Here is a 13,266-nt window from a genome sequence, read left to right on the forward strand (position 1 = left end):
GAGATTATCCACGTTCCACTCGTCCGTTCTGTCACGTTGGTTTACAAACGGAAGTTGCTAAGAGTCGTTGGTTTTGGAGAATCCCCTGGACGCCACCCCCAACAAAACCAGAGCAAACGCGAAAATAATACCGCCAATGATTGGCGTGATGATTTGCCCAAGCAATAGACCCGCTAATACCAGGCACAAAGCCACGAACCATCCGGCAGCCATCCGTTTATTCATATCGCCTCCAATTTAATACTTTTGATATTGCCCAACAGCTTGCCGGCAAACCGCGCAACTGATGTTGCACGGATGAGCAAATCGCTGTGCATGGATAAATGATTAAACCGCATTGTACTTGTAATGTTCAATTGGCATTTCCGGCAAGTTATTCCACGAAAAATCAGGGCTACAGTGAATTCAAACCCGCATCTTTAGATTTCTTGATTTCCAATCAGCTTTCAAAGTTTGTCAGTCACTATTATCAAAGGCTATACTTGCACCTTACCAAAAACAGAGAAAATTATGAGAGAGAAATACGAATCGGTTATCGGTCTTGAAATTCATGCCCAGCTCAAGACCGAATCGAAAATATTCTGCGGCTGTGCAACCCGATTTGGCGATGAACCGAATGCCAATACCTGTCCGGTCTGTTTGGGACTCCCCGGCGCGTTGCCGGTAATGAATCGCCAGGCATTAACCATGGCGACGCGCGCGGCATTGGCTTTGAATCTGCATATTAATCAGGAATCGATTTTTTCGCGGAAGAATTATTTCTATCCAGACCTGCCGAAAGGCTATCAAATCTCGCAATATGACCGCCCGTTTTCCGAGCACGGCTGGGTTGAAATTCCTTCAGCCGACCGTGACGAAAGCGGCAAGCCCGTCAAATGGCACCTGAAAAAATTTCACATCACGCGATTGCACCTCGAAGAGGATGCAGGGAAATCCATTCACGATGGACTGCGCGAAACCCATATCAAATCTTATGTTGATTTGAATCGCAGCGGAACCCCGCTTGCCGAAATCGTTTCCGAACCGGATTTTCGCTCGTCCTGGGAAGCTTACGACTATGTACAGTTTTTGCGCCGCACCCTGCAATACATCGGCGTTTGCGATGGCAATCTGGAAGAAGGCAATCTGCGTTGTGATGCCAATGTCTCTGTGCGTTTGAAAGGCGCAGAAAAATTAGGCACCAAGGTTGAACTGAAAAACTTAAACTCATTTCGCTTTTTGCAAAAAGCTATTGAATACGAGATTGACCGGCAAATCGCCGTCATCGAAGCGGGCGGCGTGATTGTTCAGGAAACCCGGCTTTGGAATGAGAAGGAATCGAAAACCTTTTCCATGCGCTCGAAAGAAGAGGCGCACGATTATCGTTATTTTCCTGAACCCGATTTACCGCCGCTGCGGGTAAGCCGGGAATTTATCGACGAACAGCAAGCGGCGATGCCGGAGTTGCCTGAAACTCGCAGGCGCAGGTTTATTGAAACTTATGCCTTATCGTTCGAGGATGCGGCGCTTCTGACCGACACGCGGGCGATGGCTGATTATTATGAAGCGGTGGTCAGTGAATGCGGCAATGCCAAAGCCGCAGCCAACTGGTTATTGAATGAACTGGTGCGCGAGTTGAAAAACGCGAATTGCGAAATCCAGGATAGCCCGGTGACGGCGAGCGCGCTTGCCGAAATGATTCAATTGATTGACGACGGCACCATCAGCGGCAAGATGGCTAAAGATGTGCTGGTTGAAATGTACAAAACCGGCAAGCCGGCTAAAGCAGTGGTTGACGCTTTAGGTGGCGGGCAGATTTCTGATGAAGCCACGATTCGCGCGATGGTTGAGCAGGTTGTTCGTGATAATCCCAAACAGCTTGAACAATATCGCGCCGGAAAAACCAACCTTTACGGATTTTTTGTCGGGCAGACTTTGAAAGCGAGTGGTGGCAAAGCCAATCCGCAAATCGTCAACAAATTATTGAAAGAGATTCTCGACAGCTAGATTTGATAACCCGATTGCATCCGGTTTTGATTTCGTCAACAGCTTTGGACGATGGATGAAAAGACGGGTAATTCCTGAGAAAAAAACTTTGACATCTGGGTGAGAGGAAATTTGAAGAACATAAGATTTCGTTTAACGGCAATTTCATTATTGTTTTTAACGGTTTTTGTGATTTCATGCGGGACGGATGCGGGGTCTGAAGACGAAGTCGCGGTGATTGAAACCAATTACGGGAAAATCGTTGTTGAACTTTTTCCTAAAGAAACGCCGAAAACCGTTGCCAATTTTAAAAATTTGATTCGCGAAGGCTTTTATAACGGCACGAAATTTCATCGCCTTGCCCGCGCCACCGACAAAGTGGCGGCGATTCAAGGCGGCGATCCCAATTCGATAAACGGCGACCCTGCAACCTGGGGAACCGGTCAACCGAATCAAAAAACCGTTCCGGCAGAGTTTTCGCAAAATATTAAACATGTGCGCGGAACGATTTCGATGGCAAGACGCGGCAATGACATCAACAGCGCCACCAGTCAGTTTTTTATTTGTGTGACCGAGATGCCCAATTGGGACGGGCAATATTCGGCATTCGGCAAAGTCATCGAAGGCATGAATGTTGTCGATACCATTGCCCGCGCGCCGGTGCTGCCGAAAACCGAAAGACCAGTTGACCCGGTTGTGGTGACGCGCATGGTTATCGAAAAACGCAATCATACAAAGCCCTGATAAAAAGGGAAATTATGACTAACAGGCAGATTGAAAACCAATCTGCGGGAAATCTTGGGGGCAAGATGAACACTCTTTTGAATAATCCCTTGGTTTTGGCGGGAGCCGGACTTGCTTTAATTGTGTTATTGGTGGCGATATTGATTTTCAGGCGGTCGCGGTCGGGAGGCAAAAAAAGCGAAAAGCAAATTCGTGAAGAACTGGCGGCGCTTGAACGCGAAAATCATTTTGCCAGCGATGCCAATTGGGTTTCCTACACGGATTCAGGGGAAGAGGTTGCCAGTCAAATTGCTCGCCTATTTCGTGAACATCTTTCCATACAACTTTTTAAAATTTATGCCGGGCGGGATAATCAAGCGGTATTCCAAAATATTTTACCGAAAGATTCAACCGGGTTGGTTACCAATGAACTGGCGCAGGCGGCGAACCTTCCAGCGGAAGTCTCTGCACAATCGGCTCTGAATTTTACCTGGCCGCAAATTTCCAATATCAATGTTCTCGCCCCGGATAAAGCCTTTGGTGAGGGCGAAGCCATAACGATTATTCCGTGGCGAGGGGCATACGGTTGGAGCGGTATCATGGTAGGCAATCCGCTTACCACGCCGCCCAATGATGTGCTGGCGAAATATAAACAACCGATTAATGATTTAACTACCAAACTTGCCATCGCGCTTGAAATGGCGCAAGCCAAAGGCTCTTCTGCTTCCGGTTCATCACTGCCCAACGGGGATTCATTTTATAAAACGTTATTAAAATCCATAGACGAAGAGAACCCTTACCCGGAAATTCTGAAAGACATCACTGCCATCATTGGCGCAGATAGCGCCGCGCTGTGGATGCCGGATGCGGGCAGCCAGGTATTAAAATTGGAAGCGGCTTATGGGTTGCGTTCATCTGAATTTTTACCGCAACCTCAGGGACAGGGTTTAACCGGAACGGTTTTTGATACAAAAGCGCCACTGGCTTTAGAAGATGCGCCCGCCGACCCGCGTTGTCTGTTTCCGCGTGAGGCTCGCGAAAGCGGCATCGTTTCCTATTTAGGGGTGCCCTTAATGAGCAACGGCACTGCCCTAGGGGTTTTGGAAGTTCACACCAACAAACCGAAATGGTGGGAAGAACGCGACGCCGACAACCTTGAAAAAATCGCCCAAACCGTCAGTGAGTTCATTCAAAAAAAATCCAATCGCAACAATCGCTTTCAGGTAGAGAATGCTTATTTAGGACTATCGGAGGCTTTGCAACTTTTACGCTCACCGGATGAGTTAATGAATGCGGTTGTCGAAGTCCTCGGTCATGCCTTGAATGTATCAAGGGCTTTGGTGGTTGATTTAGCGAAAACTCCTGTGGTGATTAAACATGAATTTAAAGCCGAAGATGCCCGACCGGGACTCGGGTTTTCGTTTAATGATGCCGGGGTGCAACAAATTATTGCAGCGGTTGGTAAAAACCTTCGCCATAACATTGCCGATTCGGCGGCGCGTTCGCTTCTGGGCGAACAAATCGCCCACAGTCTCGATGTGCAATCCGAGTTGGCGATTCCGGTAAAAATCAATGGTCGGGTGCGTGCCTTGATTTTGCTTCATCAATGCGCCACCAATCGGGAATGGCGACAAAGTGAAATCGATTTTTCAGAACGTGTCGGTCGGCAATTGGCGCTTTCGCTTGCCAGTCTGGAAACCCAGGTTCAGGTGCCTGCTGTTGCCGCTTACCAAACCGGCGATTTGGATAAAAGCGCCCAAACCATTTTGAATGCCTTATCCGAATCCATCATCGGGTTGGATAAAGATGGGCGAATTGCCTTTTTTAATGCAACAGCGCAAACCCATCTGGGATTGATGCCTGATGATCTTGGCAATCCGGCAACTTTAACCGATTCCCTAACCATGACGGATGATTATTTCTGGAATCGGGTGATTGCCTGCAAAGAAAAGACCCAGTTCGATGCGGTTTTAAAAGTCGCTGCGAATAACCCCTCGGTGTCGCAGGCAAGGGCATTCAATAACCATGGAAAAGCTCAGGTCAATGTCAATATTTCGCCATTGCGAAATGATGACAATCAAATCAATGGTTTTCTGGTGTTAATCAATCCGGCGGCGGAAGAGGCTGAAACTACTGCGAACCTGAATTTGCGTCTGGTTCAGTTGAAGGAAGAGTTGGCGGTTGTCGAGAAAAATCTGGCGGAAGCCAAATCCGCAGAGATGCAGGCGCGGTTGCGTATCGAAAAATTAAACTCGCTGGCGGCAAGCGGGAAAACCCCCGGTGAAGAAATCCGCCGCCTCGAAGCCGAAATCGTCAAAGAACGACAACGCATTAAACAAGAAGAAGTCAAAATGCAGGAGGTCTATCAACAGCAGGTAGCCATCAATCGCATGAAGAATGAATTTATCGTGTCTTCAGGTTCTGAAATGTCTCATACGGCTCAAGCCACTCTGGGGATTGCAGAATTATTGGTCGCCGGAGTTTATGGTGAGATAAGCCCCAATCAAAAAACTGCCCTTGAGGATTTAATGAAATTGGCTAAACAACTCAAGGTCAATATTGATGATTTGATTGAATATGGTTCCGCGAGGGGACGTTAATCGAAGGATGATTTTATGTTGATGCTATGTCCCATCTGTGCAGGAGAATTTCAATTTCAGACCCTTGCCTGTCCGTCCTGCGGTTGCAACCTCATTCCTGAAAATCTCCCTGACATCTCAACGGAGATGCCACCGCAACAACCCGCAAAACCGATTCAGTTTGTCGAACTGTGCCGTCCGAAACTTCATCCGATTGCCATGCTGGTGAAAGATACGCTTGAACAACACGGGATTCGGGTGATGGTGCAGGGCGGAAATGCCATTTCGGTTTTGCCGCAATTGGCTTTCGGCGGGGAATTGCGGGTGATGGTTGACCAGTCCCAGATTGATTTCGCAAAAGAAGTTTATCAGGCGTATTTTGAAAACAACGAGGGCGTTGATTACATATTCGACGTTTAAATCAGGCGTTTCGGTTATTCATTTCTTTTCATGGTCATCCACCCGAAAGCGATTCCGGTTGCAATCGCCAATAACAATTCGATAACCGCAACCAGTTGGGTGACGCTTTTACTCATCGGGATGTTTTTGACCACGAGCGCCAGAATAATTAGAAAGGCGCTCCATCCGAATAACCATTTGTGTGATTTTAATAACTCCATTACTTCCTCAATGAATTTTAGTTTGATTGACTGCTGATAATGATGCCTTAATGTCCGTGCTTGTCAATGCTTTTAAAAAAGCGATTAAATCCCCGACCTCGTCATCGCTTAAATCCAGTGCCTGCAATTCCCAATCCCGCAGCGAATTGTCGTTGCCGCCTTTCATATAATAACGAACGACATCTTCGAGGGTGCTTGCGCTGCCATCGTGAAAATAAGGCGCGGTGAGTTCGATGTTGCGAAGCGAAGGGGTGCGAAAAGTGCCAATGTCGAGCGCATTGCCGGTAGAAGAAAATCTTCCGAGTTCGGAACTGCCTGCTTGTTGATTGAGCGAGGGCAAATCCGCGAACGGATTTTTTCGGTTGAGAATTTCCATCGCCAGACGTGTGATTCGCTCAAACTGCGGATGGTTTGCCGCAACTCCTGTGTTGCGAAAGTTCTGGTCACTGAAAAACGGATACGAATCGCTGATCCGATGACAGACATTGCAACGGGCTTTGGCGCGAAAGAGTAGCAACCCGCGTTTCTGTGCATCGGTCATGGCACTGAAATCACCTGTTTGAAAACGATCAAACGGCGAATCGGCAGAAACCAATGTCCGTTCATAAGCGGCGATGGCTTTACCGACCGCTTCAATGGTGATTGCGGAATGAAAAACCATGTGAAATTTTTCTTTGTATTCAGGAATTTTTTTTAAACGTTCAACAACCTCAGCAAATGACGCATTGCCCATTTCATCGAGATTCGTCAGCGGTAAGATTGCCTGTTCTTCGAGCGTCGCCGCGCGCCCATCCCAGAACTGACCGGAATTGAACATGGCGTTTAAAATGGTTGGCGCATTGCGGGTTCCGCGTCTGCCTTGAATGCCTTCGGAAACCCGTTTGCCATCTGTGAAAGCGCGTTCGGGGTCGTGGCAGGTGGCGCAACTCACTGTGCCATCAACAGAGAGTTGTTTATCAAAGAAAAGCCTTTTGCCGAGTTCAACTTTTGCCTGGGTTAAGGGATTGTCTTTGGGCACGTAATAATTCCAGATGTCGATTGAAATTCCCAAAGGCAATTTAAACTCGAATTGATTATTTGACGCCGTATCATTTGCCTTTGCCATGAATACAAAGACAAATGATACGGCGATGATTAATTTGAGAAACTTTGACAATCTCATATCTTGAAAATTGATTTTACTTTTTCGCTTCCGATGCTGGCATGGCTTTCTCTTCTACGGCTTTTTCGCGTTTGATGCCAAGGTGCGAATCGAACCATTCAAGTTGACGATTGACCAGATCGATCTGGTGATTGGGTTCCTGAATGCCGTGACCTTCTCGCGGATAGCGCAGAAATACCACATCAACCCCGCGACGTTGTAATGCTCGATAATATTCTTCCGCCTGAGCAATCGCCACGCGCCGATCTTGTTCGCCGTGGGTAATCATAATCGGGGTTTTCACTTTATCAACATAAGTCATCGGCGAGAACTTGCGATAATTATTCGTCGCATTCCAGGGGAAGCCGACAAAGCCGTATTCCATCAAGCCGGGAATATCGCTTTGTCCATGAAAACTGTACCAATCGCTGATGCCAGCGTGTCCGATTGCCGCTTTGAAACGGTCGGTTTGAGTGATTGTCCAGAAAGTCATAAACCCGCCATAACTGCCACCCATCACCACACATTTATTCGAGTCAGCGATGCCTTTGGCAATCACTGTGTCAACGCCGAGCATAATGTCTTGAAAATCTTTGCCGCCCCAATCGCCGAGGTTCGCGCGGGTGAATTGCAATCCGTAACCGGTTGACCCTCTGGGATTGGGCATCAATACGGCGTAACCATTCGCCGCAAAAATTTGCGCGCGACTATTAAAACTGTCACTGAATCTGCCATAAGGTCCGCCGTGAATTTGCAAAACCAACGGGTAACGATTGCCCTGTGTGTAGCCGAGCGGCTTAACCAATACGCCTTCGATGTCGAAATTATCGGGACCTTTCCACTTGATGACTTCGGTGTCGGCGATTTGAAAATTTTTGAGTTGCGGATTGACATCGGTAATTTGTTTCGCTTGCTCGCCACTGATAGACAGCAAATAAATATCATCTGAAGTGCGACTGTCGTTAATCGTACAGGCAACGGTTTTTCCATCGGGTGAGACATCGAATTGTCCATAGTTGCGATTGCCTTTGGTGATTTGCGTAGCCGCGCCGCCGCCGACCGCAACGCTGAAAATGTGCGAATACATTCCAATACCGCTCGAAAAATAGATGGCTTTGCCGTCAGCCGACCAACTCATACCGAAACCTGCGGATTCAAAGAAATCCTTGGTTAAATTGCGCGGTTCGCCGCCTTCGACGCTGATGAGGTAAATATCATTTTTCGCCGCCCACGAGGTTGCCTCGGGGTTTCCGGTGTAAGCCAGCCACTTTCCATCAGGCGAAAATTGCGGGTTGTTATCGGGTCCGGGATTGGTGGTAATTTGTCTGGGCGTTCCTCCCTCGCTTGAAACCAGATAGATATTGCTATTGCGGTCAGGGCTTAATTCCGAATAAGGATTTTCGGGTGCGCCGTTGGTTGAGCGCACCAGGGCAATCCATTTGCCGTCAGGCGACCATTGCGCCGAGTCAATGCTGAATGCGCCTTCAGTGATGCGTTTTTTCTCTTTCGTGTCGACATTGATCGTCCACAGGTGCGAATAGGTGAACTCTTTTTCAACCACGATGGTATCGAATTTATCTTTCTTGCGTTTTTCACGTTCGGCTTTGTCTTTCGGGGTATCGCGGGTGATAAACGAGATGCGTTTGCCATCGGGCGACCAGCGAAACCCGCCGACGCCGTTTTCTTCCGACGTGAGTTTTTCAGCTTCCCCGCCCATCACGTTGATAATCCAAATTTGATTGCCTTTGTCGCGGTCAGCGGTAAAAGCGATGCGTGTGCCGTCGGGCGACCATTGCGCGCCGCCTTCACCCTTTTCCCCGTTGGTCAGTTTGATGGAACGCCCGCCGCTTGAAGAGACCAGATAGATATGCGAGACGCGACGGTTGTTTTCTTTGTCCCAGGCTGAGATGGTATAAGTGAGCCATTTGCCATCGGGTGAGAATTGCGGTGCGCCGATGTTCTTAATAGCCAGGCTGTCTTCGATGGTCATCGTTTTCGTGCCAGCGAATGCCGCGAGGGTTATCAGTAGTAAAATCAAGAACGAAAATGCAATCTTCTTCATAGGGAGCCTCCGAGATTATCGCATCGAACAATTAAAGGTTTTCAAAACGCCCTGCGCCGAATCGATGCGACAAAATAAAATTGGCTGGATTGTTCGGTTGAGAATTGCTGCGAGAAATTTTGCAGCAACGCTATTCCACTGAATTAACCTGACCGCTGAATTTTGCTCTCTAAACCGGCATTTGAGCAAGTGATGGTAATGGTTAAATGCTTTTCACGCCCAAAGGTTTCAAAAGCCGCCTGTTCGACAGCTTTGACTAATTCGGTGTGCAGACCGCGCGCCCCGGTGCCGCGTTTTTTGCTGCGTTTAACTAAAAAATTCAATGCCGCATCACTGATTTCGAGATGCAATTGTTCGCCGGTAAATTCATTTTGAAACTGCGGAATGATATTGTCGCGCAGAATGTGTTTTAAGGTGTCTTCCGATAGCGCCGGAAAGGTGAGAATGCGCGCAAATCTGCCGATGAGTTCCGGCAGGAAACCGAATTTTTGAAAGACCGCGACTTCATCAACGGTGAATTCAGTTTGCAATGCGTCCTGGTGATTGAATCCGATACCTCCGCGTTGTTTTTGCAGTTCATCAAATCCTGAAAACGCCCCGCAGGCGATGAACGGAATATTGCGGGTGGAAATTTTGGCGCGTTGCCCGAATTCCGAAAACCCATAATCCATCGGGATCATTAAATCTTTGCCTTCAAGCATGGCAAGCAACTCGCGTTGTACGCCGTAACCCGAGACGTCTTTGGTTGTGCCCTGACCGGCAAAACGCGCATTGCTGCTTGAGGCGGCGATTTTATCGAATTCATCAAGACAGACAACCCCGATGGCTGCAAGATAGGGTTCGCTGCCAGCCGATTCAATCAGGCGCGTGAGAATGGTGCGCACATCGTCGCCGATATATCCGCTTTCGGTAAAACTGGTGATGTCAACGACAACGGTCGGCAGTTTGAATATGTGTTGAAACAGCAATTCAACCATAAAGGTTTTGCCGCATCCGGTGGGTCCAACCATCAAGAGGTTCTGTTTTGGCGGCAAGGCGCGCGGGTCTTCATCATTGACATACAAACTTTTTAATCGTCGAATATGCCGGTAAGCCATAAGCGCGATGGCGCGGCGTTGTTCGAGTTGACCTTTATAACCGAGGCGTTCAAGTTCTTCGACAATTTCAAACGGCGGCAGGACAGGCAGATGATTTACGAAAGCGCGCAGGGCATTTGAAGCACTGCGCGCTTTTTCCTCTTCATATGAATATTGCATGTCCGGATTGTAAATCATGTCAGTGTTCGACTTTTCCGTTTACCACAAAAGCAATGGGTAAATCGCTGCCCGCAGAAGTTTTCACCTTCAAAGTTAAAATCAAATGCGCCTGCTCGTTCTCTGATAATTTCGGATTGACTTCTGCGCCTTCGGCTAATAACAGACTCATCGCTGCCGGGTGATTGCCGCCTAATGATTTGGCGCTCATCTTGGTTAAATCGGTAAACCCATAGGTGGCGTCAACGTTTTGATCAACGGCAACCGGGGTGAGTAACAAAAAATCACGGTAGGGAGAGATGCCCATGTGATTGCCATCGGTCGGATGCAACGCATACCGCAACGTATAGGCTCCGGCTTTGACATCCTGCCCGCGAAAATCGGAATAATTTTTCGGGAAATTAATGACGGCGATTACTGCGGAATCGACGATTTCCGTATAAAACGCGCCCGATATATCTTTTTTAGTGGCGACCGGAATGGCTTTTCTGAACCAGATTTCACAAAGCGATGTGCCATCCGCCAAAGTGATTTTATAGCCTTTTTCTTCTAACGATTTTTTCACTGAATCCGAAGCGGCAGCATCGGTAAACGCGCCGGTCGGTTCGATTTTGTCGCTGCTTGCAAAGGTAGAGAAGGGAATAAGCAGGGAAACCAGCGCCAATAATACAAGTCTGCGAAACATTAAAATCTCCTCGGTATTTATCAATGGGATGAAAGCGTTGATGGATTTTGAATATCGGCTCACTTAATTAGTCAAATCAACAAAGGGCATCGGTGATTAACTCGCTGACTTAAAAGCCCGTGCTTTGATGTCATTTGAAATCAAAGGTGTTGCCCGTTCATTGATTGAGTAATGAAAAGCAAGCGCAGGTATTTCAGCCCGGTATAACTTTGCGGATTAAAATATCTGCGCCCTTTAATTTATCAATTTGAATTCAGGCTCAATGATGCGCCATCGCCTGCGGGGAGGTGAGCGTTTGCTCGGTTGCAAAACTGCCGATGAAGGCGCTACGTTTGCCGCTCAATTTCCAGGTCACATTCAAATCTTTGCCTTCATACATATCCAGCATCGCCACCGCCGCCATCGCATGAGTCGTTTGCGTGAGAGGTTTGTAAAACGTCTCTTCATTGCCGCAGAGGTGGTCTTTGCTATTGAGCATTCGGGTTTCAATGCCGGCGATGGTTCCGGCGGTCATCTTGATTTTGTTGTAATGCCCGTTCTCCTGGCTGACTTCAAAATCAATCGGCGCGGCGACCACGCGCACCACATCATTTAACAATTGCCCTCCCATATTTTTGGCGAAATTCAATAAAGCCGCGCCTTGCGCCGGTGTGGCTTTTTCATCAACGAGGACGACCGCTTTAGCGGCGGGAATGTTACCGGTGTAAGGGTCGCCAATTGTGGCATCGGCTTTGATAACCGCAACCACACCCAATCCGTCAACCTTTACGCCGTTCCAACTTCCGTTATTGATTCGCCAGCCCATCACTGCCTGATCGCCGACGAGATTCATTTCAGCATTGGCGACACAATATCCCGTATACACATCGGCGTTGCGGGATTCGACATAATCGCCGGAAATCTGTTGCGCGTTGCCTGTTGACGCCATCGCCAACACGCTCAAACACAGAGAAGCAAGGATGAACATTCTACGCATCTTTTCTGCTCCTATTGATATTAAATTTAGATTGACTCTAAGTTTTGAATTTATCTTTGTGATGCGGGCGCGTCAAGCGAAAGGTTGACGCCTGGGGCTTGCGCTTGAGGGTTTATTGATTGGCAAACTTACTCTGAATTTTCGCGCCTCGCATCATTGATAAATTTATGGTTTCGCCTCGAAAATTATATTGAATGGCGTTTCTGTGGCGCGGCGAAATTGGCGGAATCCGCCCTGCATGACAACATCACGAAGTTTGGCTTCACCGGCTTGTGCGCCCAGCGCCAGACCAACCTCCTGCGCCAGCGATGCAGGGGTGCAAATCAACGTCGATGCCGAATAAAAAACGCGCCCGACAGGGTTGAGGTTTTCGGCAGCATCATCATTAGCGAATGGCTCAACAATCATCCAGGTGCCATCCGCTTTCAGGGATTGCAACACGTGCGCGGCGGCTCCCACGGGGTCGCCCATATCGTGAAGGCAATCAAAAAAAGTGACGAAGTCATAATCATTTCCCGGATATTGTTTCGCAGCGGCGACTTTAAAAGTCACCCGGTCTTCAACTCCTGCGGCGGTTGCGCGCTCCTTGGCTTTTTCAATGGACGCCGGATGATAATCAAATCCCAAAAACGTTGAATTGGGAAAGGCTTGAGCCATGAGAATGGTTGACGAACCGTGACCGCAACCGACATCCGCGACCTTCGCGCCATCCCGCAATTTCATCTCCACGCCATCCAAAGTTGGTATCCACGCATTCATTAAATTGGCAGCATAACCAGGGCGGAAAAACCGCTCGGTTCCCAGGAATAAATCGGCGTGATGTTCATGCCATCCGAAACCTTCGCCGGTACGAAACGCCTGAGCAATTTTTGGCGCGGCTTTAGTTGCTGCTAAGGCAACTTGAAACGCGCCGGGCAAAAAAGCCGGGCTGTTATCGTTGGCAAAGATGAATGCCTGCTCTTCGGTTAAATAGAATTTTTTGTTCTCAGCATCGTAACTGACATAACCGCTTGCCGCCTGTGATGCCAGCCATTCGCGAACATAGCGTTCGGCGGTTTGTGTGCGTTCGGCTAATTCCGTAGATGTTTGTGCGCCGCCTTCAGCGAGTGCTTTGTAAAGCCCAAGCTCATCGCCGATGACCACCATCGCGGCTGCCATCGTCGCGCCGAAATCATTCACACCTTTACCCAATAATTCATGCAATTTGTCTTCGTTGATTGACACAGCTCTTGCCTCCTTGAGGATTGTTGTAGGGGCTACGG

12 protein-coding genes are annotated in these 13,266 nt (G+C 48.4%); 4 read left to right on the forward strand and 8 right to left on the reverse strand.

The features are described 5' to 3' along the window. Positions 1-57: 57 nt before the first annotated feature. Complete coding sequence (locus AB1757_14705) at positions 58-225, reverse strand: hypothetical protein (protein MEW6128287.1); 168 nt, start codon at positions 223-225, stop codon at positions 58-60. A 285-nt stretch (positions 226-510) separates the two neighbouring features. Here AB1757_14705 and gatB point away from each other — a divergent pair, with 285 nt between their 5' ends. The 4 genes from gatB (at position 511) to AB1757_14725 (ending at position 5,687) form a co-directional block, all read left to right on the forward strand. Then, a complete protein-coding gene (gene gatB / locus AB1757_14710; GenBank protein MEW6128288.1) occupies positions 511-1,986 on the forward strand; it encodes an Asp-tRNA(Asn)/Glu-tRNA(Gln) amidotransferase subunit GatB in 1,476 nt (491 codons plus the stop codon). A gap of 111 nt (positions 1,987-2,097) precedes the next feature. Then, positions 2,098-2,709 carry a peptidylprolyl isomerase gene (locus AB1757_14715; protein ID MEW6128289.1) on the forward strand — a complete coding sequence of 204 codons (612 nt, stop codon included), beginning with the start codon at positions 2,098-2,100 and terminating at the stop codon, positions 2,707-2,709. A gap of 65 nt (positions 2,710-2,774) precedes the next feature. Next, the gene (locus AB1757_14720) at positions 2,775-5,288 is read left to right on the forward strand and encodes a GAF domain-containing protein (GenBank protein ID MEW6128290.1); all 2,514 of its coding nucleotides are present in this window, start codon (positions 2,775-2,777) and stop codon (positions 5,286-5,288) included. 15 nt (positions 5,289-5,303) lie between these two features. After that, a complete protein-coding gene (locus AB1757_14725) occupies positions 5,304-5,687 on the forward strand; it encodes a hypothetical protein (protein ID MEW6128291.1) in 384 nt (127 codons plus the stop codon). 14 nt (positions 5,688-5,701) lie between these two features. Here the strand turns inward: AB1757_14725 and AB1757_14730 are convergent, their stop codons facing one another. The 7 genes from AB1757_14730 to AB1757_14760 all read right to left on the reverse strand — a co-directional run bounded on the left by AB1757_14730 (position 5,702) and on the right by AB1757_14760 (position 13,228). Then, entirely contained in the window at positions 5,702-5,887 is a 186-nt protein-coding gene (locus AB1757_14730; GenBank protein MEW6128292.1) for a hypothetical protein, read from the reverse strand. Between the two features lie 7 nt (positions 5,888-5,894). After that, a complete protein-coding gene (locus tag AB1757_14735) occupies positions 5,895-7,043 on the reverse strand; it encodes a cytochrome c peroxidase (GenBank protein MEW6128293.1) in 1,149 nt (382 codons plus the stop codon). A 22-nt stretch (positions 7,044-7,065) separates the two neighbouring features. After that, positions 7,066-9,090, reverse strand: a complete 2,025-nt coding sequence (locus AB1757_14740) for a S9 family peptidase (protein MEW6128294.1) — start codon at positions 9,088-9,090, stop codon at positions 7,066-7,068. A 143-nt stretch (positions 9,091-9,233) separates the two neighbouring features. Beyond that, a complete protein-coding gene (locus tag AB1757_14745) occupies positions 9,234-10,364 on the reverse strand; it encodes an AAA family ATPase (GenBank protein MEW6128295.1) in 1,131 nt (376 codons plus the stop codon). Position 10,365: 1 nt separating this feature from the next. Continuing rightward, a complete protein-coding gene (locus AB1757_14750) occupies positions 10,366-11,028 on the reverse strand; it encodes a hypothetical protein (protein MEW6128296.1) in 663 nt (220 codons plus the stop codon). Positions 11,029-11,287: 259 nt separating this feature from the next. Further along, positions 11,288-12,004, reverse strand: a complete 717-nt coding sequence (locus AB1757_14755) for a DUF1326 domain-containing protein (GenBank protein ID MEW6128297.1) — start codon at positions 12,002-12,004, stop codon at positions 11,288-11,290. Between the two features lie 165 nt (positions 12,005-12,169). Beyond that, a complete protein-coding gene (locus tag AB1757_14760) occupies positions 12,170-13,228 on the reverse strand; it encodes a class I SAM-dependent methyltransferase (GenBank protein MEW6128298.1) in 1,059 nt (352 codons plus the stop codon). Positions 13,229-13,266: the final 38 nt, after the last annotated feature.

The organism is Acidobacteriota bacterium (assembly GCA_040754075.1).
GTDB lineage: Bacteria > Acidobacteriota > Blastocatellia > UBA7656 > UBA7656 > JBFMDH01.